Origin of the sequence: Streptomyces sp. NPDC056347 (genome assembly GCF_042262625.1) — a bacterium.
GTDB lineage: Bacteria > Actinomycetota > Actinomycetes > Streptomycetales > Streptomycetaceae > Streptomyces.
On record NZ_JBHJQP010000015.1, the window covers coordinates 1 to 25,651 of the forward strand.

Here is a 25,651-nt window from a genome sequence, read left to right on the forward strand (position 1 = left end):
GGGGCCGAACGGTCCCGGCGCACGCCCCTTTCCCATGCGCGCACGCCACTTCCCCGTACGCGTACGCCACTTCCCCGTACGCGCGCGACCTCTCTCCCGTACGCGCCCGCTCCCTTTCCCGTACGCGCGTGCGCGCCGTGCGTCCCCGGAGCGCGGGCGGGCCGCGGGACGGCGCCACCGCGCAATCACGGCATCACGGCATCACGACATCACGGCATCACGGGCCACAGCCGTCACGTATTCACCTTTTGTTCCCGATGGCACATCAGCACCGTTGGCGGAAGGCCGCCATGTCCTCATCTCATCCCCTCCAACTCTCCACAAACCCCTGTCATCTACGAAAGGGTGAGCGGTCATCCGGTACCGAATTCCGGACTCTCTCTTCCGATCCAGGGATGCTGATGACCTCCGAAGCCCCCCGCTCCATACCCGGGGCGAGACGCACGGCCCGCGTCGTAGCGGCCGCCGGCCTGGTGGCCGCGCTGGCCGCGACCGGTGTCGCCCCCGTCTTCGCCGCCGGCAACGCCGAGCCCGCCCCCGTCAAGTCCGCGCCCAAGGGCGCCGCGGCCGACAAACTGGGCAGCCACGACGAGCAGCTCCTGGCCAAGGCCAAGGCCAAGGGCCAGAAGAACATCACGATGATGGTCGCCACCGCCCCCGGTGCGACCGCGCAGGTCGCCAAGCAGCTGGACGCCGTCAAGGGCTCCGTGCTGGGGCGTGCGTACGACAAGCTCGGCTACGTGCGGGCCACCGTGCCCACCGCGACCGCCGAGGCCACCATCAAGGCGGCGTCCAGGCTGCCGTCCGTCCACGGCATCGATCTCAAGCAGGAGATCATGCTGGACGACCCGACGCCCGCCGCGGACAGCACGGCCAGGGCCAGGGCCTCGGTCAAGGCGACCGGTTCGTACCCGGCGCCCGGCAAGAAGACCCCCGCGAAGAACCCGTACAACCCGTCCTTCGAGACGGGCGCGGTCGACTTCGTCCAGCAGCACCCGAAGGCCGACGGCCGCGGCGTGACCATCGGCATCCTCGACTCGGGTGTCGACCTCGGCCACCCGGCGCTTCAGAAGACCACCACCGGCGAGCGCAAGATCGTCGACTGGGTGACGGCGACCGACCCGGTCAGCGACGGCGACGGCACCTGGCTGCGGATGACGGACGCCGTGTCCGGCCCGGTGTTCACGTACAAGGGCCGTACGTACAAGGCGCCCAAGGGCGACTTCCGGATCAAGCTGTTCGCCGAGGCCGCCACCAAGGGCGGCGACATGAAGGGCGACCTCAACCGGGACGGCGACACCACCGATGTCTGGGCCGTGCTCTACGACCCGGTCACCGGCGCCACCCGCGTCGACCTGAACGACAACGCGGACTTCACCGACGACACCAAGCTGGTGCCGTACAAGGACAAGCACCAGGTCGCCTACTTCGGCAAGGACGACCCGCGGACCGACGTCTCCGAGCGCATCCCGTTCGTCGTCGAGAACCGCAAGAACGTCGTCTACAACGCGGCCGGCGACACCTCCGACTACGTCAACATCGGCGTCATCGAGAGCGAGCACGGCACCCACGTCGCGGGCATCACCGCCGCGAACGGCCTGTTCGGCGGCAAGATGAACGGTGCCGCGCCGGGCGCGAAGATCGTCTCCTCGCGCGCCTGCACCTGGGACGGCGGCTGCACCAACATCGCGCTCACCGAGGGCATGATCGACCTCGTCGTGAACCGCGGCGTCGACGTCGTCAACATGTCGATCGGCGGCCTGCCGCCGCTGAACGACGGCAACAACGCCCGCGCGGAGCTGTACAAGCGGCTCGTCGACATCTACGGCGTCCAGCTGGTCATCTCGGCCGGCAACGACGGTCCGGGCGTCAACACCATCGGCGACCCCGGTCTCGCCGACCACGTCATCTCCGTCGGCGCGTCCATCTCCAAGGAGACCTGGGCCGCCAACTACGGCTCGAACGTCACCAAGAAGTACGACATGCTGCCCTTCTCCTCGCGCGGTCCGCGTGAGGACGGCGGCTTCGCGCCGATCCTGACCGCCCCCGGTGCGGCCATCAACACCACCCAGACCTGGCTGCCCGGCGGCCCGGTCAAGGAGTCGGGCTACTCGCTGCCCGCCGGCTACTCCATGCTGCAGGGCACCTCGATGGCCTCGCCGCAGGCCGCCGGTGCCACCGCGCTGCTGCTGTCCGCCGCGAAGCAGAAGCACATCGAGCTGCCCCCGGCCGACCTGCGCGCCGCGCTGACCAGCTCCGCCACCCACATCAAGGACGTGCCCGCGCACGCCCAGGGTTCCGGTCTGATCGACATCGTCGGCGCCTGGAAGCTGATCGAGAAGCAGGGCTCCCCGGCGAACGAGTACTCCGTGAAGGCCCCGGTCGACACCGCGATCGACTTCGCGCTCAAGACCCCCGGCTTCGGCACCGGCCTGTACGACCGCGAGGGCGGCCTGAAGACCGGCCAGAAGAAGTCGTACGACGTCACCATCACCCGCACCACGGGCGCGGACAAGGCCGTCAAGCACAAGCTGGCGTGGAAGAACAACGACGGCACCTTCAAGCTGCTCGGCTCGAAGACCGTCTCCCTGCCGCTGGGCGAGCCCGTCACCGTCAAGGTGCAGGCGCAGCCGGGCAGCAAGGGCGTGCACAGCGCGATCCTGACGGTGGACGACAGCAAGACCGTCGGTGTGGACCAGCAGATCCTCACCACGGTGGTCGTCTCCGACGAGCTGGTGAAGCCCGCCTACGCGCTCAAGGCGTCCGGCTCGGTGCAGCGCAACAGCACCACGTCGTACTTCGTGAACGTGCCGGAGGGCGCCAAGACCCTCGAGGTCGCCATGAGCGCGCTGCGCTCGGGCAGCCAGACCCGGTTCATCTCCCTCCACCCGTACGGGGTGCCGGTGGAGGACAGCGCGACGATCTACTGCTACCCGAACTACGAGAACCCGACCAACACCTGCCGTCCGGACGTGCGCTCGTACAAGGACCCGCAGCCGGGCGTCTGGGAGATCGAGGTCGAGGCACGGCGTACCTCGCCGCTACTGGACAACCCGTACAAGCTGGACATCTCGCTGCTCGGTGCCACCTTCGACCCGGCGGTGCGGACCATCGCCGAGGCGAAGATCGGTACGCCCGCCGCGGTGAACTGGAAGGTCACCAACGACTCCGGCGACCTGAAGGGCAGCCTGAAGGGCGGCTCGCTGGGCTCGGCCAACGTCGAGAAGCCGTCGATCAGCACGGGCGACGAGCAGGAGTTCACGGTCACCGTCGGTGAGGGCGTGGAGAAGCTGGACGTCGCCATCGGCGGCACCGCGGACGCCAACGCCGACCTGGACCTGTACGTGCTCCTGAACGGCGAGGAGGTCGGCAAGTCGACCACCGCCGGTTCCGAGGAGTCGGTCAGCCTGGCGAAGCCCGCCGCGGGCACGTACACCGTCCTGATCGACGGCTACGACGTCCCGAGCGGTACGACCACGTACGACTACCGCGACGTGTACTACGCGCCGTCGCTCGGCACGATCAAGGTCGACGAGTCGAAGGCCGTGGACCTGGCCAACGGCGCCTCGACGGAGATCGCCGCCGAGGTCGTGGCCGCCGGTGCGGCTCCCGAGGGCCGCCAGTTCTTCGGCGAGGTCCACCTCGTGAACCCCCGCGGCACCGCCGCGGGCACCGGCAGCGTGGTGATCGAGAAGGTCACCCCGTAACGACCGGCGGTATGTGATCCGTACGACATGTACGGCGGTGGGGCGGGCGGCTCGGACGAGCTCCCGCCCCACCGTCGTGTGCCCGGGCGGGCGGGTGCTGTCCGCACCCCGGACAATGGACTGGACAAGAAAGCCGTGGCCATACGCATCATGGGTGCGGCAGACGCGGCAACCGTGTCAGTTCGTACGCTCGGAGGAGTTCCCGTGAAGGTCGGAATCGTCGGCGCCACCGGTCAGGTCGGCACAGTCATGCGCAGGATCCTGGCCGAGCGGAAGTTCCCGGCCGACGAGCTGCGGCTGTTCGCCTCGGCGCGCTCCGCGGGCTCCACGATCGAGTGGGAGGGCCGGGAGATCACCGTCGAGGACGCCTCGACGGCCGACTACACCGGTCTGGACATCGTGCTGTTCTCGGCCGGCGGCGCGACGTCGAAGGCGCTCGCCGAGAAGGTCGCCGGGCAGGGCGCCGTGGTGATCGACAACTCCTCCGCCTGGCGCAAGGACCCCGAGGTCCCGCTCGTGGTCTCCGAGGTCAACCCGCACGCGGTCGCGAACCGGCCCAAGGGCATCATCGCCAACCCGAACTGCACCACGATGGCCGCCATGCCCGTGCTGCGCCCGCTGCACGACGAGGCCGGGCTGCGGACGCTGACCGTCGCCACCTACCAGGCCGTCTCCGGTTCCGGTCTGGCCGGGGTCGCCGAGCTGCAGGGCCAGGCGTCCTCGGTCGTCGCCGGGGCCGAACGGCTCACCCACGACGGCGGGGCCGTCGACTTCCCCGAGCCGGCCGTCTACAAGCGCCCGATCGCCTTCAACGTGCTGCCGCTGGCCGGTTCGATCGTGGACGACGGCTCCTTCGAGACCGACGAGGAGCAGAAGCTCCGCAACGAGTCCCGCAAGATCCTGGAGATCCCGGAGCTGAAGGTGTCCGGCACCTGCGTCCGGGTGCCGGTCTTCTCCGGCCACTCGCTCCAGGTAAACGCGGGCTTCGAGCGCCCGATCAGCGTGGAGCGGGCGTACGAGCTGCTGAAGGACGCGCCGGGCGTCGAGCTCTCCGAGATCCCGACCCCGCTCCAGGCCGCCGGGCAGGACCCCTCGTACGTCGGCCGCATCCGGACCGACGAGACGCTGGAGCACGGCCTCGCGCTGTTCGTCTCCAACGACAACCTGCGCAAGGGCGCGGCACTGAACGCGGTGCAGATCGCGGAGCTGGTCGCGGACGAGCTGAAGGGCTGACCGGCCCCGTACGGGCGGAAACAGTGCGGGAGGGCGGGCATCCGGCGGGTGCCCGCCCTTTCGCGTGCCCCCTCCCCGCCCCCCTCCGTCCGGGCATTCGGCATGGAAGGATGAGCGGAAACGTCACAATCCAAGGAGATGACCGCGTGCCTGGCACCAATCTGACCCGCGAAGAGGCACAGGAGCGGGCGCGCCTGCTGACCGTGGACGCGTACGAGATCGACCTCGACCTCTCCGGGGCGCAGGAGGGCGGGACCTACCGGTCCGTCACCGTCGTGCGCTTCCACTCCGCCGAAGCCGGTGCCGAGACCTTCATCGACCTCGTCGCCCCCGCCGTGCACGAGGTCGAGCTGAACGGCAAGGCGCTGGACGTCGCCGCCGTGTTCCGCGACTCGCGCATCGCGCTGCCGCACCTGGTGGCGGGCTCCAACGAGCTGAGGGTCGTCGCCGACTGCGCGTACACCAACACCGGCGAGGGTCTGCACCGCTTCGTCGACCCGGTCGACCAGCAGGCCTACCTGTACACCCAGTTCGAGGTGCCGGACGCCCGCCGGGTCTTCGCGAACTTCGAGCAGCCCGACCTGAAGGCGACGTTCCGGTTCACCGTGAAGGCCCCGGCGGGCTGGACGGTCATCTCGAACTCGCCGACCCCCGAGCCGAGCGGCGACGTCTGGTCCTTCGAGCCGACCCCGCGCATCTCCTCGTACATCACGGCCCTGATCGTCGGCCCGTACCACGCGGTGCACAGCAGCTACGAGAAGGACGGCCGGAGCGTCCCGCTCGGCATCTACTGCCGCCCGTCGCTGGCCGAGTTCCTCGACGCGGACGACATCTTCGACGTGACCCGGCAGGGCTTCGACTGGTTCCAGGAGAAGTTCGACTACGACTACCCGTTCGCCAAGTACGACCAGCTCTTCGTCCCGGAGTTCAACGCCGGGGCGATGGAGAACGCGGGCGCGGTCACCATCCGCGACCAGTACGTGTTCCGGTCGAAGGTGACGGACGCGGCGTACGAGACGCGGGCCGAGACCATCCTGCACGAGCTGGCCCACATGTGGTTCGGCGACCTGGTCACCATGGAGTGGTGGAACGACCTGTGGCTGAACGAGTCGTTCGCCACGTACACGTCGATCGCCTGCCAGGCGTACGCGGAGGGCTCGAAGTGGCCGCAGTCCTGGACCACGTTCGCCAACTCCATGAAGACCTGGGCCTACCGCCAGGACCAGCTGCCCTCCACGCACCCGATCATGGCGGACATCCGTGACCTGGACGACGTGCTGGTCAACTTCGACGGGATCACCTACGCCAAGGGCGCCTCGGTCCTGAAGCAGCTGGTGGCGTACGTCGGCATGGACGAGTTCTTCAAGGGCGTCCAGGCGTACTTCAAGGCGCACGCCTTCGGCAACACCCGGCTGTCGGACCTGCTGGGCGCGCTGGAGGAGACCTCCGGCCGCGACCTGAAGACCTGGTCGAAGGCGTGGCTGGAGACGGCGGGCATCAACATCCTGCGCCCGGAGATCACCACGGACGAGAACGGTCACGTCACCTCGTTCACGGTGCTCCAGGAGGCCCCGGCGCTCCCGGCCGGCGCGAAGGGCGAGGCGACGCTGCGCCCGCACCGCATCGCGATCGGCTGCTACGACCTCGACGCGAACGGCAAGCTGGTCCGTACGGACCGGATCGAGCTGGACGTCGACGGCGAGCGCACCGAGGTCCCGTTCCCGGCCGGTACGGCCCGCCCGGCCGTGATCCTGCTCAACGACGACGACCTCTCGTACGCGAAGGTCCGGCTCGACGCGGAGTCGCTGGCCGTGGTGACCGAGCACCTCGGCGACTTCACCGAGTCCCTCCCGCGCGCCCTGTGCTGGGCCTCCGCCTGGGACATGACCCGGGACGGCGAGCTGGCCACCCGCGACTACCTCGCCCTGGTGCTGTCCGGCATCGGCAAGGAGACGGACATCGGCGTCGTCCAGTCGCTGCACCGCCAGGTGAAGCTGGCGCTGGACCTGTACGCGGCCCCGGAGTGGCGCGAGGCCGGGCTGGCGCAGTGGACCGAGGCGACGCTGGCGCACCTGCGCGCGGCCGAGCCGGGCAGCGACCACCAGCTGGCCTGGGCCCGTGCCTTCGCGGCGACCGCCCGTACGCCGCAGCAGACGGACCTGCTGCAGTCGCTGCTCGACGGCAAGGAGGCCATCGAGGGCCTGGCCGTCGACACGGAGCTGCGCTGGACGTTCGTGGAGCGGCTCGCCGCGGCCGGCCTCCTGGAGGAGGACGAGATCGCCGCCGAGTACGAGCGCGACCGGACGGCGGCGGGCGAGCGCCACGCGGCGACCGCCCGTGCGGCCCGCCCGACCGAGGCGGCGAAGGCCGAGGCGTGGGCCTCGGTCGTCGACTCCGACACGCTGCCGAACTCCCTCCAGGAGGCGGTCATCGCGGGCTTCGTCCAGACCGACCAGCGCGAGCTGCTGGCCCCGTACACGGAGAAGTTCTTCGGTGCGGTCAAGGGTGTGTGGGAGTCGCGGAGCCACGAGATGGCGCAGCAGGTCGCGATCGGCCTCTACCCGTCCCTCCAGGTCACCGCGGAGACGCTGGAGGCCACCGACGCCTGGTTCGACTCCGCCGAACCGAACGCGGCGCTGCGCCGGCTGGTGTCGGAGTCCCGTTCCGGTGTCGAGCGGGCGCTGAAGGCCCAGGCCGCGGACGCGGCGGCGGCCACGGTCTGACGTACCGGGCCGTACAGCGGTGAGGGGCGCCCCCGGCGTGACCGGGGGCGCCCCTCGGGCGTTGCGCGCGATGCTCCGGGCGGTGCCGCCGGTGGCGGGCTCCCGGTGGCGGGCTCCGGGGCGGCGGCGGGCTCCCGGGGGTGGAGTCCGCCCGTCGGGCGGGCGCCGTGGCGCGGCCGTCCGACGGGCGGGAGTACGTCGGCCCGGGACGCGGGAGCAGGCCGGTCCGGCCCGGGTGCGGGGTGTTACGCGCTCGCCTGCTCGTAGCGCTCGGCCAGTTCGGCGGCGCCGGTCTCGGTCAGGCTGCCGTGCAGGCGCATCCGGGCGACCCCGCCGTCCGGGAAGGCGTCGAGGCGGACGTGGGTGACGATCGCCTGGGCGCGGAGCGGGAAGCGGTGCAGGGTGTCGGGCTGGAGCCGGGTGCGGGGGATGATCTCGAACCACTCGCCGGTCTCGCCGTTGCGGCCCTGGAGGGCGATCCAGCCGGCCGCGTTGCCCTTGAGGTAGGCGGTGTCGATCTCGACGGCGCGGACCGCGCCCTGGGCGGGGAGACGGAAGCGGACCCAGTCGTTGGTGTCGCGGACCCGGCGGCGGCGGTTCTCCCAGCCGTCGTCCATCTTGCGGGAGGTGCCCGGCAGGATGATCTGGGTCGGCGAGGAGTAGAAGCGGTCCGAGGCGTCCTCGTAGCTGCCGCCGTTCAGGACCGAGACCAGGTCGAAGGTGCCGAGCGCGGCGAGCCAGGACGGGTCGGGCAGGACCTCGCCGTGGACGCGGAGGCGGGCTATGCCCCCGTCGGGGTGCTGGCACAGGCGTATGTGGGTGTAGCGGCGGCCGCTGGTGATCTCGAAGCCGTTGGCGGCGTGGCCGCGTACCGGGGTGGGCGGGACGATCTCCTCCCACTTCACGTCGTCGGCGAGGAGTTCGGCGGGGCCGGGCGCACCCTCGACGGCGGTGGCCTGGACCGAGACGCGCTGCGGGTAGTTGCCGCGGAAGTGGGCCGTGTCGACGACGATGCCGCGGATGATGCCGGGGGCGCCGAGCCGGATCAGGGCCCAGTCGTGCTCGTCGGGCCCGGGGAACGGGTGCTCCGCGTCCGCGCCGCGCCGGCGGCGGGTCTCCCAGCCGTCCATGATCTTGCCCTTGTGGCCGAAGCGCTCGGGGTCGAAGACCGCGCGTTCCCGGATCAGGAGGTTCTCGCGCTGGGCGAAGAACTCGTCGTTGGCGGCGATCACGCCCGCGCCGAGGCGGCGGTCGGCGAGGTCGACGAGCTCGGTGAAGGGCAGGTCGGTGGAGCGGTAGTCGGCGTACGGGTCACCGCCGCCGTACGGGGCCGCGTCGTTGGCGTGGGGGTCGTCGTGGCGGGTCTCGTTCTCGTCGAAGGTCATGCCTCCACTCTCGCGGCGAACGACCCATCAGGTCCATCGAATGTTTTTGCATCGTCTATTCAGCGGAAGTGAACGATGCGGCGGTGGCGGTGAGCGCCGTGAGCACCCTGGCCACCGCGGGGCCCTCCTCCGCGCCCTGCCGTACCGCCGCCACCACATGGCGGCGCGGCTGGTCGGCGTCGAGGGCCCGCAGCACCACCCCGTCCCGGTCGCGCCGTTCCGCCGAGGCCATGCGCGGGATGAGCGCCACGCCCATGCCCGCCTCGACCATGGCCAGGATGGCCGTCCAGCCGGAGGCGCTGTGCGCCTGCTCGGGGACGAAACCGGCGGCCTCGCAGGCCGCGGTGGTGATCTGCGACCAGGGGCCGGAGCCGCCGTAGATCCACGGGTCGCCGGCGAGGTCCGCCAGGCGGAGGGCGGGCGCGGCGGCCAGCCGGTGGCGGGCGGGCAGGGCCACGTCCAGCGGGTCCGCGAGCAGCGGCAGCACCGCGAACCGGGGGTCGTGGGCCGCCGGGGCGTGGGCGGCGAGGGAGAGCGCGAGGTCGGCGTCCCCGGCGGCCAGGAGTTCGTACGCCTGCCCGGCCTCCGCCTCCCGGACCCGCACGTGGGGGCCGGGGCGGGGCTCGGCGCGCAGCCGCTGGATCGCCGGTACGACGAGGGCGGGGACGGCCGTGGAGAACGCCGCGATCCGCACCTCGCCGGCCTCGCCGCGCAGATAGCCGGTCAGTTCGGCGTCGGCGCGCTCCAGCTGGGCGAAGACCGCCTCGGCGTGGCGCAGCACGAGATGCGCGGCATCGGTGAGCCGGACGCGCCGGCCCTGGGCCTCCAGGAGCTCCACGCCGAGCTGCCGGGAGAGGCCGGAGAGCTGCTGGGAGACCGCGGAGGGCGTCATCATCAGGGCCTGCGCGGTCGCGGTGACCGTGCCGCGGTCGCGCAGGGTGCGCAGGATGCGGAGCTTCTTGACGTCCCACTCGGTCATGGCCGCAGCCTAGGACCTTCCCGGCCCCGGACACACGTGTGCGCCGCGTGGTTCACGCGGCGCACCGGGCGGGGTGCTAGGCCTTCTTCCTGGACTTGTCCAGGACCATGACCAGGCCCGTGATGACCAGGAACAGGACGATGGGCGCGACGACGTAGAGGCCGATGGTCTCCATCGCGCTCAGGCCGGGCCCCGGGTCGTCACCGTCGTCGCGGGTGAGCGCGAGCGCGGGGGACGACATGAGCAGCATCATCAGCGTCGTTCCGGCCGCGACGGCGCCGGCGCGCATAGCGTTCTTCTTGTCCACGGTGCAAACGTAGCGAACGCCTGCGGGGGCCGCGCGCCCGGGGGTGCCGTACGGGGCCCGGAACGGGCTCGCCGGGCGGTCCCGCCGGGCGCGGACCCGGTTCCGGGGCGGTGGCGGGGTGACGCCGGGTGGCCGTCGCGGGGTGCTACCGGGCGGCCGGGGGCGGTGACGGGTGGCCGGGGGGCGGGGCGAAGACCTCCATCAGGCGGTGCGGGCGGGGTGCGGCGGCCAGTTCCTCCAGGGTGACCGGGCAGCCCTCGCCGTCGGAGACGGGCAGGCGCCAGTTGGGGTACTGGTCCCAGGTGCCGGGGAGGTTCTGCGGGCGGCGGTCGCCCAGCGCGTCGGGCAGCCAGACGCCGACCATGCGGGCGGGGGTGCGCAGCAGGTAGCGGTGGACGGCGCGGACGGCGCCCTCCTCGTCGTTCTCGCCCTCGGGGAGCAGGCCGAGCCGGACGAACTGCCCCAGCCATTCGGCGGTGTCCGCCGCGTCGTCGGTCAGTTCGTCGGCGAGGGGGCGGGTGAGCAGGCCGAGGCGGTGGCGCAGGGTCACGTGCTCGCCGGTGAGCCGGGCCGCGGTGGGCGGCAGGTCGTGGGTGGTGGCGGTGGCGAGGCAGTCCTCGCGCCACTGGCCGGGGTCCAGGGGACGGCCGGTGCCCGCCCAGTCGCGCTCGAACCAGAGGACGGAGGTGCCGAGCACCCCGCGCCGGGCCAGCGCCTCGCGGACGCCCGGCTCGACCGTGCCGAGGTCCTCGCCCAGGACGGTCGCACCGGCCCGGTGCGCCTCCAGCACCAGGACGGCGAGCATCGCCTCCCTGTCGTAGGAGACGTAGGCGCCCTCGGCGGGCGGGCGCCCCTCGGGCACCCACCAGAGCCGGAACAGGCCCATCACGTGGTCGATGCGCAGGGCACCGGCGTGGGCGAGGAGCCCGCGCAGCAGTCCGCGGTACGGGGCGTAGCCGGAGGCGGCGAGGACGTCGGGGCGCCACGGGGGCAGGCCCCAGTCCTGGCCGCGGGCGTTGAAGGCGTCGGGCGGGGCGCCGACGGACATGCCGGGGGCCAGGGCGTCCTGCTGGGCCCAGGCGTCGGCGCCGCCGGGGTGCACGCCGACGGCGAGGTCGTGGACGATGCCGAGCGGCATGCCCGCGTCGAGGGCGGCGCGCTGGGCGTCGGCGAGCTGGCCGTCGGTCAGCCAGGCGAGCCAGGAGTGGAAGTCGACCCGGTCCAGCAGCTCGCCGCGGGCGCGGGCGGTCTCCGGGGAGCGCGGGTCGCGCAGCCCGGCGGGCCAGTGGTGCCAGTCGGGGCCGTACGTCTCGGCCAGGGCGCACCACAGGGCGTGGTCCTCCAGGGCCTGGCCCCGCTCGGCCAGGAAGTCGCAGTAGGCGGCGCGGCGGCCCGGGGTGAGGGGCACCCGGCGCAGGACGTCGAGTGCTTGGCGCTTGAGGTCCCACACGGCGTCGCGGTCGATGAGGGCGCCCTTCTCGAGCACGGTGTCGCTGAGTGCGGCGGCGCTCTGGCGCAGGTCGTCGAGGGTGCCTCGGTCCGTGGCGTGGCCGTACTCGGGGACGGACTCGACGCGCAGGTGCACGGGGTCGGGGAAGCGCCGCGACGACGGGCGGTACGGGGAGGGGTCGGTGGGGTGGCCGGGTACCGCGGCGTGCAGCGGGTTGACCTGGACGAAGCCCGCGCCGAGGGTCCGCCCCGACCAGGCGGCGAGGTCGGCCAGGTCCCCGAGGTCGCCCATGCCCCAGGAGCGGGCGGAGAGCAGGGAGTAGAGCTGGACGAGGAAGCCGTGGCTGCGCCGGGGCGGGCGGGGCGCGCCGGGCGGGGCGACGACGAGCACCGCGTCCGCTCTCCGGCCGCCGGGAGCCCGGACGGCCAGCCGGTGCACCCCGAGCGGCGGCGGGGTCCACCAGGCGGGCGGCGCCGCCTCCACCGTGTCCGCCGCCCCGGCGCCGCCCCTCGCCGAAGCAGCCGGCCCGGCCGACGCGGCCGGTACAGCCGCCGCCGACGGTACGGCCGACGCGGACGCTACGGCCGGAACGCGCATCCGCAGCGGCGGGGCCTGGCCGCGGTCCTCCAGGCCGATCTCCAGCGTGGTGCCGGGCGGCAGGGCGGTCAGCGCGTCGGGCAGCGGCTCCCCGGCCCACACCACGACCGTTCTCGGGAGCAGCCGGGAGCGGGCGGCGGACTCGGCGGCGGCGAGGGCTTCCCGCACCGCTCCGGGCGTGGTGGCGTCCACCCCGAGCGCGCCGAGCACGGCGACGAGCGTGCCGTCGGGGACGGGCGCCTCCGCACCGGCGGACGGGGCGGAGGCGGCGACGCCGTGCAGGGCGGCGAGCCGGGACAGGCTCATTCAGACTCCTGGGAACTCCGGTCCCCCCGTAGCGCAGGCCGCGACCGGTTCGCTGGTCAGCGGGGTGTTCACGGCGAGCGGGGGTTCGCTGGTCAGATGCGTGGCGTCGGCGAGCGGGGGCTCGCTGGTGAGGGGTATCGCATCGGCGAGCGGCGGTTCGCTGGTCAGCGGACCGGAGGGCGGGGCGGCGGGAGCGGGCACCTGGGAGAGGAGGGCGGGGAGCGGAAGCTTCGCGACTGCGGGCATGGCGGCCTCCTGGCCGTGGGAATCAGGACACACACGGGACACGCGGGACACGCAAGATCACACGGGGCACTGCATGGAACCGCTGGGCACTGCGCAACTGCCGAGCACTGTCGATCTACCCACGGACCCGGTCGCGGACGTGGGCGCCATCACAACGAATTCAACGTGCTCCGGGTCACATTCCGTTCCTCCCGGCCCCGTTCTCCGTAAGTCGTCCGCCGTTTTCGGCCATCCGGCGTCATCCTTCGCGCGGGCGGCCCGGGCCCGTACGCCCGTCCCCCGCGTCCTTCGTGTCCCGCGCCGCCACCTCCGTACCCCTCCCCCACCTGCCGCAACGGTCATTCCCGGCACACCGCCCACGCGCATTGACACCCTCGCGCCCGGGTGGTGGGCTCGAAGCCCACCGGTGGGCAGAGCGGCAAGAGGGAGACGAGCGATGCGGCTGAGGCGCGGAAAGCAGGCGGCGGCCATCGCGGTCGCCGTGCTCGGCGGGCTGCTCTCCACGGGGACGCAGGCCGTCGCGGCCCCGACGGACCCCGGCTCCCCCGCCCTGAGCAGCCACGACCGCGCGGACGACGGCACGCTGCCCTCCGTGTGGCCCCGGCCGCAGTCCCTGGTGGCCGCCGGTCCGTCCGTCGCACTGACCACCGAGGTCACGCTGGTGACCGGGCCCGGGGCCGACCCGTACGCGGTCGAGGCGCTCCGGACGGTCCTGCGGGACGCGGGTGTGCGCACCGTCCACGAGGCCCTGCCCGGCCGCGGCCCGGTCATCAGGCTCGGCGGCAACGGCGCCCGGGACGCGCTGCGCGCCCTGCGCGCGCCCGAGCGCGGCGAGCTGCCCGCCGGGGGCTATCTGGTCTCGGTCGGCCGGGTCGCGGGCCGGGACACCGTCGCCGTGGACGGGACCGGCGAGGACGGCCTCTTCCACGGCGTGCAGACGCTGCGCCAGCTGGTCCGGGACGGCGGCGTCGCCGGGGTCGCGGTCCGCGACTGGCCGGGCACCGCCGTGCGCGGCATGACCGAGGGCTTCTACGGGCAGCCGTGGACGCAGGAGGAGCGGCTGGCGCAGATCGGCTTCATGGGGCGTACGAAGCAGAACAGGTATCTGTACGCGGCGGGCGACGACCCGTACCGGCAGTCCCGCTGGCGCGATCCGTACCCGGCCGGGCGGCGGGCCGACTTCCGTGCGCTGGCCGAACGGGCCCGGGCCGAGCACGTGACGCTCGGCTGGGCGGTCTCCCCCGGTCAGGCCATGTGCATGTCGTCGGCCGGTGACGTGAAGGCGCTGACGAAGAAGATCGACGCGATGTGGGCGCTGGGCGTGCGCGCCTTCCAGCTCCAGTTCCAGGACGTCAGCTACAGCGAGTGGCACTGCGACGGGGACGCCGAGACCTTCGGCGACGGCCCCCGCGCGGCGGCCCGGGCGCAGGCGCGGGTGGCCGGCGCGGTGGCGCGGCACCTCGCGGAGCGGTACCCGGGCGCGCAGCCGCTGTCGCTGATGCCGACGGAGTTCTACCAGGACGGGGCCACCGCGTACCGCACGGCGCTCGCCGGGGAGCTGGACGAGCGGGTGCAGGTCGCCTGGACCGGGGTGGGGGTCGTTCCGAAGACCATCACCGGCGGGGAGCTGGCCGGGGCCCGTGCCGCGTTCGGGCACCCGCTGGTCACGATGGACAACTACCCGGTCAACGACTACGCCCAGGACCGGATCTTCCTCGGCCCGTACACCGGCCGGGAGCCCGCGGTGGCCTCGGGTTCCGCGGCGCTGCTCGCCAACGCGATGGAGCAGCCGTCCGCGTCCCGCATCCCGCTGTTCACCGCCGCCGACTTCGCCTGGAACCCGAGGGGCTACCGGCCGCAGGAGTCCTGGCGGGCGGCGATCGACGATCTGGCGGGCGGCGACGCGCGCGGCCGGGACGCGCTGCGGGCGCTGGCCGGGAACAGCGCGGAGTCGGTGCTGGGCGGCGACGAGTCCGCGTATCTGCGGCCGTTGCTGGAGGCGTTCTGGCGGACCCGCGCGGGGCACGACACCGGTGCGCGGGACGAGGCGGCGCGCCGGCTGCGGGAGGCGTTCACCGTGATGCGGGAGACCCCGCAGCGGCTGAAGGGCCTGGCGGACGGGCGGCTGGAGGCGGAAGTCGCGCCCTGGTCGGAGCAGTTGTCCCGGTACGGCCGGGCCGGTGAGCGGGCGGTGGACCTGCTCCAGGCGCAGGCGCGCGGCGACGGCGACGCGGCGTGGCGGTCCTCGCTGGCGCTGGAGCCGCTGCGCAAGGCGGCGAAGGCGGACGGGGCGACGGTCGGCAAGGGGGTGCTGGCACCGTTCCTGGACCGGGTGCGCCGGGAGGCGGACGCCTGGACGGGCGCGGACCGGGACGCCGGTACGGTGACGAAGTCCGCGGGCGGCTACACGGTGCGGCTGGACCGGGCGCGCCCGGTGGAGACGGTGACGGCGATGGTGCGGCCCGGTGCCGCCCCGGTGGCCGGGGCGGCGCTGGAGGCCCATGTGCCCGGCGAGGGGTGGCGCCGGCTGGGCGCGCTCTCGCCGTCCGGCTGGACCCAGACGGCGGCGAAGGGGCTGCGGGCCGACGCGATCCGGATCAGCTGGCCCACGGGCGGCCCCGGGACGCCCCCGATGATCTCCGGCTCGGTGGCACCGATGGCCCCGGGCGGCGCGGTCCACGCCCCCGTACCGGCTCCCGAGGTGCGGGCGCTGGTGCCGTGGTTCGGGGACGAGCCCGCGGCCCGGCTCGACCTCGCGCGCGGTGAGACGGACGCCGAGATCGGCGGCGGACCGCTGCGGGTCGAGGCGCGGCTGGCCGCCCGTCACCCCGTGGAGGTGCGGGGTTCGCTCGTCGCGAAGGCGCCCAAGGGCATCAAGGTGGACATCCCGAAGCAGACGCGGGTGCCGCGCGGTTCCCGTACCCACGTACCCGTGGAGATCACGGTCCCCGCGGGCACCCCGGCCGGGGAGTACGAGGTGCCGTTCAGCTTCGGTGACGAGCGGAGCACGCTGACCGTCCGGGCGTACCCGCGCACCGCGGGCCCCGATCTGCTGCGCACCGCCACCGCGTCGTCCTCCGCCGACGAGACGTCCGACTTCCCGGCGTCGGCCGCCGCCGACGGCGATCCGGAGACCCGCTGGTCCTCGCCGGCCGAGGACAACTCCTGGTGGCAGGCGGAGCTGCCGCAGGCCGCCCGGATCGGCCGGGTGGTGCTGCACTGGCAGGACGCGTACGCCTCCCGCTACCGGGTGCAGGTCTCCGCGGACGGCCGCACCTGGCGCACCGCGGCCACCGTCCGGGAGGGCCGGGGCGGGCGCGAGTCGGTCCGGATGGACGCGAAGGACGCCCGCTACCTCCGCGTCCAGGGCGACGCCCGGGGCACCGAGTACGGCTACTCGCTCTGGTCGGTGGAGGCGTACGCCGTCGCCGGGGCGGAGTGACGGGCCGGCATCCGCACCGCGCCCCCGACCGCCCCGGGAACGACGAAGGCCCGGATCTCAGGCTGATATGCCGTCGATCCGGGCCATGGCGTCCTCCGCGCCGAACGGTTGCAAGTACGGCAACCAGCGCGGGTCGCGATGTCCCGTGCCGATGATCCGCCAGGCCAGGCCGGTCGGCGGGGCGGGTTGCCGGTGCAGCCGCCAGCCGAGCTCCGGCAGGTGCCGGTCCGCCTTGACGTGGTTGCAGCGGCGGCAGGCCGCCACCACGTTGTCCCAGGCGTGCTGTCCGCCGCGGCTGCGCGGAATGACGTGGTCGACGCTGGTCGCGGCGGCGCCGCAGTACATGCAGCGGCCCCCGTCCCGGGCGAACAGCGCCCGGCGGGTCAGCGGCACGGGCCCCCGGTAGGGGATGCGGACGAACCGCTTCAGACGGACGACGCTGGGGGCCGGGACGGCCCGGGTGGCACTGTGCAGGAAGGCGCCGGACTCCTCCAGGCAGATCGCCTTGTTTTCGAGGACGAGGACGAGCGCGCGGCGGAGCGGTACGACGCCGAGCGGCTCGTACGACGCGTTGAGAACCAGGACATGCGGCACGGTGGATGCCTCCTTGTACGCCGGCGGCGCGTGGCTCGCGCCGGGACGATCCGCTCTCAGTCTCCACTCCTGCCTGGTCGGAGCGCCACCACGTGCGGGTAACGGGCCGGGAGGATTTTTCCGGCCGTGCGTCGAGCGGCCGCCCGCGCCGGACGGCCCGCCGGGTGTGCGATCGGCCACAGGAGACCGCTGCCGGGCCCGCCACGCTCCGGCCGACGCCCCTCGGTATCCCCCGATTGATGCGTTTCCCGCCCCCTCTGTCGGGGCAACAGAGCACCTTCGGTACCCCGTTAGTGTGGTTGGAAGGCCATCGTCCACCTGGAGGTCCCACCGTGTCCCTGTCCACCCTGTTGGCCGCGGCCCCGTCGCCCGAGCCGGTCAGCTCGCTGGACGACGCCGCCAAGCAGGCCGGCGACGCCGCGAGCTGGGTGCAGGAGAACTGGTCCATTTGGCTCAGCACAGGGCTGCGGATCATGCTCATCGCCGCCGTCGCGGTGATGCTGCGGGTCGCGGTCCGGCGTGCCCTGACCAAGCTCATAGACCGGATGAACCGCAGCGCCCAGGCGGTCGAGGGCACCACGCTGGGCGGGCTGCTGGTCAACGCGGAGCGCCGCCGCCAGCGCTCGGAGGCGATCGGTTCGGTCCTGCGTTCGGTGGCGTCGTTCCTGATCCTCGGCACGGCCGTCCTGATGATCCTGGGCGCGTTCCAGATCAATCTGGCGCCGCTGCTGGCCTCCGCCGGTGTGGCCGGTGTGGCGATCGGTTTCGGTGCGCGCAACCTGGTCACCGACTTCCTCTCCGGCGTCTTCATGATCCTGGAGGACCAGTACGGCGTCGGCGACACCATCGACGCGGGGGTCGCCTCCGGCGAGGTCATCGAGGTGGGCCTGCGGGTCACCAAGCTGCGCGGTGCCGACGGCGAGATCTGGTACGTCCGCAACGGCGAGGTGAAGCGGATCGGCAACCTCAGCCAGGGCTGGTCCACGGCCGGTGTCGATGTGACGCTGCGTCCCACCGAGGACCTGGAGCGGGTCCGTACGGTCACCACCGACGCCGCCGCCGAGATGGCCAAGGAGGACCCGTGGAACGAGCGGCTGTGGGGCCCGGTCGAGGTCCTGGGGCTGAACGACGTGCAGCTGGACTCGATGACGGTCCGGGTGGCCGCGAAGACGATGCCCGGCAAGGCGCTGGGCGTGGAGCGCGAGCTGCGCTGGCGGATCAAGGTGGCGCTGGACGCGGCCGGTATCCGGATGTTCGGCGAGGTCCCGGTCGAGGCGGAGGAGCCCCCGGCCGACCCGGCCGCCAACGTGGCCGCTCCCTCGGCCTTCAACTCGGCGACCTCCCCCCAGACCCTGGCCACGGCCCCGATCAACCCGCCCCAGCCCCGGGGCAAGTAGCCGGAGCGTCCGACCCGCCGGGCGCGCGGATTCGCCCGGTGCGCCGCCGACGGACGGCATGGGGTCGACCGGTACGGGCACGGAGCTACGCCCTCCGGGTGACCGGAAGGCGGACACCGCGTAACGCTTTGGCCGCCACAGCGGTTCCTCCCATTGACGGCCCGGCAAAGGCGCCATACGGTCCTCTCACCAAATAGGAAACTTTCCTAACAGAGGGCAGGTGCAGGGCTCATGGCCGGAACCACACCGGGAACCCCCCGCGTACTGCGGGCCATGAACGACCGGGCCGCCCTCGACCTGCTGCTGGAGCACGGCCCCCTGTCGCGGACCAGGATCGGGAAGCTGACGGGGCTCTCCAAGCCCACCGCGTCCCAGTTGCTGGCGCGGCTGGAGGCGGCCGGGCTGGTCGTCGCGACCGGGACGGTGGCCGGGCGGCCCGGGCCCAACGCACAGCTGTACGGGGTGAACGCGCGCGCCGCGCATGTCGCCGGGCTGGACGTGGACGCCCGGCGGGTCGTCGCGGCCGTCGCCGATGTGACCGGCGAGACGGTCGGCGAGTTCGAGCTGCCCACCCCCGGGCGGCGCGCGGACAGCGTGGTGCGGCAGGTGGCCCAGGCCCTGGACGGGGCGGTGAAGGACGCCGGGCTCACCCGTTCCGACGTGCACCGGGTCGTCATCGGCACCCCGGGCGCCTTCGACCCCGGCACCGGGCGGCTGCGCTACGCCTCGCACCTGCCGGGCTGGCACTCCCCCACGCTGCTGGAGGAGCTGGCCGCCTTCCTGCCGATGCCGGTGGAGTACGAGAACGACGTCAACCTGGTCGCGGTGGCCGAGCAGCGCCTGGGCGCGGCGCGCGGGCACGAGGACTTCGTCCTGCTGTGGAACGAGGAGGGTCTCGGTGCCGCCCTCGTCATAAACGGCCGCCTGCACCGCGGCTTCACCGGCGGCGCCGGGGAGGTCGGCTTCCTGCCGGTGCCGGGCGCCCCGCTGGTCCGCCAGGTCACCAAGGTGAACGCGGGCGGCTTCCAGGAGCTGGCGGGTGCCCAGGTGCTGGCCCGTCTCGGCCGCGAGCTCGGCATCGACGACGAGCTGATCCGCGCCCCCGGCACCCACCACGAGGTCGCCGCCCGGCTGGTCGCCCGCGCCGCCGAGGCGGCCGGGGCCGGCGAGGACGGCCCGTACCCCCGGCTCCTCGACCGGTTCGCCACCGGCCTGGCGACCGGTCTCGCCGCCATGGTCGCCGTGCTCGACCCGGAGGTCGTGGTGCTGTCCGGCGAGGTGATCGCGGCCGGCGGCGAGGAGCTGCGCCGCCGGGTGGCCGCCGAACTCACCGAACTCGCCGCCTCCCGGCCCCGGCTGATCGCCGGGGAGGTGAAACACCGCCCCGTCCTGCGCGGCGCGCTGGAGAGCGCCCTCGCCACCACCCGCGACGAGGTCTTCGACACCTCGTCCCGCTGACCCCTTCCTGGCACGCCCGTTCCTCCGTACGTCCGCCCCCATCCTCCACCGGGAGACCGCCATGTCCGGAAACCGCCGGAAGACGGCCGCCGCGCTCGCCGCGACCGCCGCCATATCCCTGCTCGCCTCCGCCTGTACGGGACAGAGCAGCTCCGGTGCCGCAGACGACCCGTCCAAGGAGACGACGCTCACCTTCTGGCACGGCTGGAACGATCCGGGCGAGGTCGAGGCGATCCAGGGCGTGATCGACGCCTTCACCAAGGCGCACCCCAACATCCATGTGAAGGTCGTCGGCGACATGACCGACGACAAGGTCAACCAGGCGCTGCGGGCGGGCGGTTCGAACGCCCCGGACGTCATCTCGTCGTTCACCACCAACAACGTCGGCAAGTTCTGCTCGTCGAAGGCGTTCGTCGATCTCGATCCCTTCCTGAAGAAGGACGGGATCGACCCGGCGACCACCTTCCCCAGGGCGATGAACGAGTACACCCAGTTCGACGGGGTGCGCTGCACGGTGCCGATGCTCGGTGACGCGTACGGCCTGTACTACAACAAGGACGCGTTCGAGAAGGCCGGGATCAAGCGGCCGCCGCGGACCTGGTCGGAGCTGGCCGCGGACGCCAAGAAGCTGACGAAGACCAAGGGCGACTCGTACGAGCGGCTGGGCTTCATGCCGAACTACCACGGCTACGAGACCACGACCGAGCACTACCTCGGCAGCTGGGACCCGAAGTACTTCGACGCCGACGGCAGGTCGAACATCGCCAAGGACCCGGCGTTCGCCCAGATGCTGACGACCCAGAAGAAGCTGGTCGACACCCTGGGCGGCTACGAGAAGCTGGAGAAGTTCCGCACCTCCTTCGGTGACGAGTGGGGCGCCAAGCACCCGTTCCACACCGGCCAGGTGGCCATGCAGATGGACGGCGAGTGGCGGCTCGCGATGGCCGAGGCCGCCAAGCCCGGCTTCGAGATCGGGGTGGCCCCGCTGCCCGTCGCCGACGACCAGGCCGACAGCTACGGCAGGGGCTACCTGACCGGCACCATCGCCGGGATCGCCGCCACCTCCAAGAAGCAGAACGCGGCCTGGGAGCTGGTCAAGTTCATGACGACCGACACCGACGCGGTGGTGGACTTCGCCAACTCCATCCACAACGTGCCCTCCACGCTGGCCGCCCTGAAGTCGCCCCGGCTGAAGTACGACCCCCGGTTCAAGGTCTTCCTGGACATCGCCGCGAACCCGAAGAGCACCACCACCCCGCCCTCGGTGAACGGCGGCGCCTACCTGTCGTCCTTCCAGAACCTCGGCTTCGACATCGAGAAGGGCAAGCAGACCGACGTGAAGGCGGGGCTGGAGAAGACCGCCCGGGAGATCGACGCGGCGATCGCGCAGGCGAAGTAGGGGCCCGATGACCACGTACACGCTCCAGGCGAAGCGCCGCCGGTCGGCGCTGCGCACCGCCGCTTTCATGGCACCGTGGCTGATCGGGTTCTGCGTCTTCTTCGCCTACCCGCTGATCTCCACGGTCTACTTCTCCTTCACCTCCTACGACGGCTTCACCGCTCCCGAGTTCAGCGGGACGAAGAACTGGGCGTACGTCTTCCAGGACTACCCGCTGTTCTGGCCGGCGCTGCGCAACACGCTCTGGCTGGTCGTGGTCATGGTGAGCTGCCGGGTGGTCTTCGGGCTCGGGATCGGGCTGCTGATCACCCGGATCAAGAGCGGGGCCGGAGTCTTCCGGACCCTGTTCTACCTGCCGTACCTGGCGCCGCCGGTCGCGGCGACGCTCGCCTTCGTCTTCCTGCTCAACCCGGGTACGGGACCGGCCAATTCGCTGCTCGGGGCGGTGGGGCTGCCCACGCCCGGCTGGTTCACCGACGCCGCCTGGTCCAAGCCCGCACTGACCGCGCTCGCGGTGTGGGGGGTGGGCGACCTGATGGTGATCTTCATGGCCGCGCTGCTCGACGTACCGAAGGAGCAGTACGAGGCGGCGGAGCTGGACGGGGCCACCTCGCTCCAGCGCTTCCGCCACATCACGCTGCCGAACATCTCGCCGATCATCATGTTCGCGGTGGTCACCGGGATCATCCAGACGATGCAGTACTACACCCAGCCGTTCGTGGCCGGGAAGGTCGCCTCCGGGGTGATGGGCGGCTCCGGGCAGCAGTTCGAACCCGGCTATCCCGACAAGTCGACACTGACGCTTCCACAGGTGGTCTACAACCTCGGCTTCCAGCGCTTCGACTACGGCTCCGCCTGTGTGGTCGCGCTCGTTCTCTTCGTTCTCGCCATGGCGTTCACCGCACTTCTGATGCGACGCCGCAGCGGGCTGATCCAGGCAGGTGACTGACGTGGCGCAGCTCCTCGACACCCCCCGGAGCACGGTTCCCGAGGCCACCCCGGAGACCCCGGCCGGGCGCACCGCCCGCCGCAGGGCGCTGCTGCACTGGATCGCCGTGCACGCGCTCGGCGTCGCCGCCGCGCTCTTCTTCGTCCTGCCGTTCGTCTTCCTGGCGCTCACCTCGCTCATGAGCGACCAGCAGGCGCTCACCCGCGACCTGTGGCCGCACCCCTTCGAGTGGGGCAACTACCGGCAGGTCTTCGAGACCGACGGCTTCCTGCTCTGGTGGCGCAACACCCTGCTGTACGCGGGGTTCGGCACCGTCCTGACCGTCGTGTCCTCGCTGCCGGTGGCGTACGCGCTCGCCAAGTTCCGCTTCCGGGGGCGGCATCTGTCGCTGATGCTGGTCATCTCGATGATGATGCTGCCGCCGCAGGTCGTCGTCATCCCGATGTACCTGTTCTGGGCCAAGCAGCTGGACCTGTCCGGCACGCTCTGGCCGCTGATCGTCCCGATGGCGTTCGGCGACGCGTTCTCCATCTTCCTGCTGCGGCAGTTCCTGCTGACCATCCCCGACGAGTACCTGGACGCGGCGAAGGTCGACGGCTGCGGCGAACTGCGCACCCTGCTCAGGGTCGTCGTGCCGATGGCGAAGCCGGGGATCGCCGCGGTGGCCCTCTTCCAGTTCTTCTACGCCTGGAACGACTACTTCGGCCCGCAGATCTACGCCTCGGAGAACCCGGCCGCCTGGACGCTCAGTTACGGCCTGGAGTCCTTCAAGAGCGCGCACCACACCAACTGGAACCTGACCATGGCCGCGACCGTACTGGTCATGGCCCCCGTGATCCTCGTCTTCTTCTTCGCCCAGAAGGCGTTTGTCGAGGGCGTCACACTGACCGGAGTGAAGGGCTGACCATGAAGCTCGCAGTAGTGGGTGGCGGGTCCACCTACACCCCCGAACTGATCGACGGATTCGCCCGGCTGCGCGACACGCTGCCCGTCGAGGAGCTGGTGCTCGTCGACCCGGCGGCCGACCGGCTGGAGCTGGTCGGCGGCCTGGCCCGGCGGATCTTCGCCAAGCAGGGCCACCCGGGGCGGATCACCACCACCGCGGACCTCGACGCGGGCGTCGCCGACGCCGACGCGGTCCTGCTCCAGCTGCGTGTCGGCGGCCAGGCCGCCCGCAACCAGGACGAGACCTGGCCGCTGGAGTGCGGTTGCGTCGGCCAGGAGACCACCGGCGCGGGCGGCCTCGCCAAGGCGCTGCGCACCGTGCCGGTCGTGCTGGACATCGCCGAACGGGTCCGCCGCTCCAACCCGAACGCCTGGATCATCGACTTCACCAACCCGGTGGGCATCGTCACCCGGGCGCTCCTCCAGGCCGGGCACAAGGCCGTCGGCCTGTGCAACGTGGCCATCGGCTTCCAGCGGAAGTTCGCCCGGCTGCTCGACGTCACGCCGGAGCAGGTGCACCTCGACCACGTCGGGCTCAACCACCTGACCTGGGAGCTCGGGGTGCGGCTCGGCGGCCCGGACGGCGAGAACGTGCTGCCCCGGCTGATCGCGGAGCACGGCGACACGATCGCCGGCGACCTGCGGATGGACCGGGCGGTCGTCGACCGGCTCGGCGTGGTGCCCTCGTACTACCTGCGTTACTTCTACGCGCACGACGAGGTCGTCCGCGAGCTCGGCACCAAGCCCTCCCGGGCGGCCGAGGTCGCCGCGATGGAGAAGGAACTCCTCGCGATGTACGGCGATCCGGCGCTGGACGAGAAGCCCGCGCTGCTCGCCAAGCGCGGCGGCGCCTTCTACTCGGAGGCGGCCGTCGACCTGGCGTCCTCGCTGCTCGGCTCGGGCGGCTCGGCGGTGCAGGTGGTCAACACGTACAACCGCGGGACGCTGCCGTTCCTGCCGGACGACGCGGTGATCGAGGTGCAGGCCCGGGTCGACGGGACGGGTGCGACGCCGCTCGCCGTGCCGATGCTGGACCCGCTGTACTCCGGCCTGGTCTCGCAGGTGACGGCGTACGAGGACCTGGCCCTGGAGGCGGCGCTGCGCGGCGGCCGGGACCGGGTGTTCAAGGCGCTGCTGGCGCACCCGCTGATCGGGCAGTTCGAGTACGCCGAGGCGCTCACCGACAAGCTGATCGCGCACAACCGGGAGCACCTGGCGTGGGCGTGAACGTTTCGGTCCTCGCGATCGACGCGGGGAACAGCAAGACCGACGTGGCACTGATCGGCGAGGACGGGACGGTGCTGTCGTCGGCCCGGGGCGGCGGCTTCCAGCCGCCCGTGGTCGGGGCGGAGGCGGCGCTGGACGTGCTGGCCGGCCTGGTCGGGCAGGCGCTGGCCATGGCCGGGGAGCGGATCGACGGGGTGGAGCACGTGTCGGCGTGCCTGGCCAACGTCGATCTTCCGGTGGAGGAGGCCGAGCTGACCGCGGCCGTCGTCGGCCGGGACTGGGGGCGCACGGTCGAGATCCGCAACGACACCTTCGCGATCCTGCGCGCCGGGGTGGACGAGCCGCGCGGGGTCGCGGTGGTCTGCGGCGCGGGGATCAACTGCGTCGGCATGCTGCCGGACGGGCGGACCGCGCGGTTCCCCGCGATAGGCCGGATATCCGGCGACTGGGGCGGGGGCGGCGGGCTGGCCGAGGAGGCCATGTGGTTCGCCGCACGGGCGGAGGACGGGCGCGGCGGGCCGACCGAGCTGGCCCGTGCGCTGCCCGCGCACTTCGGGCTGGACTCGATGTACGCGCTGATCGAGGCGCTGCACCTGGGCCGGATCGACGTCGAGCGGCGCCATGAGCTGGCGCCGGTGCTCTTCGCGACGGCGCGGGAGGGCGACCCGGTGGCGGTCGGCCTGGTGGAGCGGCTGGCGGCCGAGGTCGTCGCGATGGCCTCGGTGGCGCTGGGGCGGCTGGACCTGCTGGACGTGCCCGCGCCGGTGGTGCTGGGCGGCGGGGTGATGGCCGCGCGCCATCCGCAGCTGGACGCGAAGATCGCCGAACTCCTCGCGGAGCGGGCCCCGAAGGCGGTGATCCGGGTGGTGACGGAGCCTCCGGTGCTGGGGGCGGCGCTGCTGGGACTGGACCGTACGGGTGCTCCGGAGCCGGTCCACCGGAGGCTGCGTGCGCAGTACTCCTGATTCCTGACGGGCCGGGGGCGTTCCGTGGTGCCGATGTGCCGCGGGGCGCCCCTTGTGCACGGGAACCGTTCGGTCGTCCCGGACGTGTTCAGAGGTGGGGTGGCAGGACCGCTCCGGGTACCGGGTGGCTCCGGCCGTGATCCGCCGGACACGACCTGGTCCGCCGATGGCCTTGATCGGCGGCGCGCGGCTTGATCGAATGCGGGGGATCGCATCCGTGGGCCGGTGTGCGGTCCGGGTGTTTCCGGTGGGTCCGGGCGTTCCCGGTGTGGAGGTCGGCCCCCGCGGCCATACTTCATGGCCGGGCACCAGTCCCCGACCGGCCGGGGCCGGGCCACCGTC

General features: G+C 72.5%; 17 protein-coding genes. 11 read left to right on the forward strand and 6 right to left on the reverse strand.

The features are described 5' to 3' along the window. Positions 1-395: 395 nt before the first annotated feature. The 3 genes from ACFCV8_RS06060 to pepN all read left to right on the forward strand — a co-directional run bounded on the left by ACFCV8_RS06060 (position 396) and on the right by pepN (position 7,663). Entirely contained in the window at positions 396-3,707 is a 3,312-nt protein-coding gene (locus ACFCV8_RS06060; RefSeq protein WP_376684045.1) for a S8 family serine peptidase, read from the forward strand. A gap of 204 nt (positions 3,708-3,911) precedes the next feature. After that, on the forward strand, positions 3,912-4,940 hold the full coding sequence (locus ACFCV8_RS06065) for an aspartate-semialdehyde dehydrogenase (protein WP_376684046.1): 1,029 nt from the start codon (positions 3,912-3,914) through the stop codon (positions 4,938-4,940). A gap of 146 nt (positions 4,941-5,086) precedes the next feature. Next, positions 5,087-7,663, forward strand: coding sequence for an aminopeptidase N (pepN, locus tag ACFCV8_RS06070; protein ID WP_376684047.1), 2,577 nt, complete (start codon positions 5,087-5,089; stop codon positions 7,661-7,663). Positions 7,664-7,908: 245 nt separating this feature from the next. Here the strand turns inward: pepN and alc are convergent, their stop codons facing one another. The 5 genes from alc to ACFCV8_RS06095 form a co-directional block, all read right to left on the reverse strand. Beyond that, positions 7,909-9,048 (reverse strand): allantoicase, encoded by a 1,140-nt coding sequence (gene alc / locus ACFCV8_RS06075; RefSeq protein WP_376684048.1) that lies wholly within the window; start codon positions 9,046-9,048, stop codon positions 7,909-7,911. A 55-nt stretch (positions 9,049-9,103) separates the two neighbouring features. Further along, entirely contained in the window at positions 9,104-10,027 is a 924-nt protein-coding gene (locus ACFCV8_RS06080) for a LysR substrate-binding domain-containing protein (protein WP_376684049.1), read from the reverse strand. Between the two features lie 76 nt (positions 10,028-10,103). Continuing rightward, entirely contained in the window at positions 10,104-10,334 is a 231-nt protein-coding gene (locus ACFCV8_RS06085) for a hypothetical protein (protein WP_376684050.1), read from the reverse strand. 145 nt (positions 10,335-10,479) lie between these two features. Then, complete coding sequence (gene malQ / locus ACFCV8_RS06090) at positions 10,480-12,687, reverse strand: 4-alpha-glucanotransferase (protein WP_376684051.1); 2,208 nt, start codon at positions 12,685-12,687, stop codon at positions 10,480-10,482. Then, positions 12,688-12,933 carry a hypothetical protein gene (locus ACFCV8_RS06095; RefSeq protein WP_376684052.1) on the reverse strand — a complete coding sequence of 82 codons (246 nt, stop codon included), beginning with the start codon at positions 12,931-12,933 and terminating at the stop codon, positions 12,688-12,690. A gap of 436 nt (positions 12,934-13,369) precedes the next feature. On the opposite strand from ACFCV8_RS06095, the gene ACFCV8_RS06100 reads away from it, so the two are divergent. Then, positions 13,370-16,375, forward strand: coding sequence for a beta-N-acetylglucosaminidase domain-containing protein (locus tag ACFCV8_RS06100; RefSeq protein ID WP_376684053.1), 3,006 nt, complete (start codon positions 13,370-13,372; stop codon positions 16,373-16,375). Between the two features lie 57 nt (positions 16,376-16,432). On the opposite strand, the gene ACFCV8_RS06105 is transcribed toward ACFCV8_RS06100, so the two are convergent. Beyond that, positions 16,433-16,969, reverse strand: coding sequence for an HNH endonuclease (locus ACFCV8_RS06105; protein ID WP_376684054.1), 537 nt, complete (start codon positions 16,967-16,969; stop codon positions 16,433-16,435). 332 nt (positions 16,970-17,301) lie between these two features. Between ACFCV8_RS06105 and ACFCV8_RS06110 the strand changes: the two genes are divergently transcribed. From ACFCV8_RS06110 to ACFCV8_RS06140, 7 genes are all read left to right on the forward strand, one after another. After that, complete coding sequence (locus ACFCV8_RS06110) at positions 17,302-18,366, forward strand: mechanosensitive ion channel family protein (protein WP_376684055.1); 1,065 nt, start codon at positions 17,302-17,304, stop codon at positions 18,364-18,366. Between the two features lie 231 nt (positions 18,367-18,597). After that, complete coding sequence (locus tag ACFCV8_RS06115; protein ID WP_376684056.1) at positions 18,598-19,824, forward strand: ROK family transcriptional regulator; 1,227 nt, start codon at positions 18,598-18,600, stop codon at positions 19,822-19,824. A gap of 61 nt (positions 19,825-19,885) precedes the next feature. Beyond that, on the forward strand, positions 19,886-21,223 hold the full coding sequence (locus tag ACFCV8_RS06120) for an ABC transporter substrate-binding protein (RefSeq protein ID WP_376684057.1): 1,338 nt from the start codon (positions 19,886-19,888) through the stop codon (positions 21,221-21,223). A 7-nt stretch (positions 21,224-21,230) separates the two neighbouring features. Continuing rightward, positions 21,231-22,172 carry a carbohydrate ABC transporter permease gene (locus tag ACFCV8_RS06125; protein ID WP_376684058.1) on the forward strand — a complete coding sequence of 314 codons (942 nt, stop codon included), beginning with the start codon at positions 21,231-21,233 and terminating at the stop codon, positions 22,170-22,172. A 1-nt stretch (position 22,173) separates the two neighbouring features. Next, positions 22,174-23,076 (forward strand): carbohydrate ABC transporter permease, encoded by a 903-nt coding sequence (locus ACFCV8_RS06130; protein ID WP_376684059.1) that lies wholly within the window; start codon positions 22,174-22,176, stop codon positions 23,074-23,076. A 2-nt stretch (positions 23,077-23,078) separates the two neighbouring features. Further along, positions 23,079-24,344 (forward strand): 6-phospho-beta-glucosidase, encoded by a 1,266-nt coding sequence (locus ACFCV8_RS06135; protein WP_376684060.1) that lies wholly within the window; start codon positions 23,079-23,081, stop codon positions 24,342-24,344. Next, positions 24,335-25,309, forward strand: a complete 975-nt coding sequence (locus ACFCV8_RS06140; RefSeq protein ID WP_376684061.1) for an N-acetylglucosamine kinase — start codon at positions 24,335-24,337, stop codon at positions 25,307-25,309. Before ACFCV8_RS06135 ends, ACFCV8_RS06140 begins: the two co-directional genes overlap by 10 nt. Positions 25,310-25,651 lie beyond the last annotated feature (342 nt).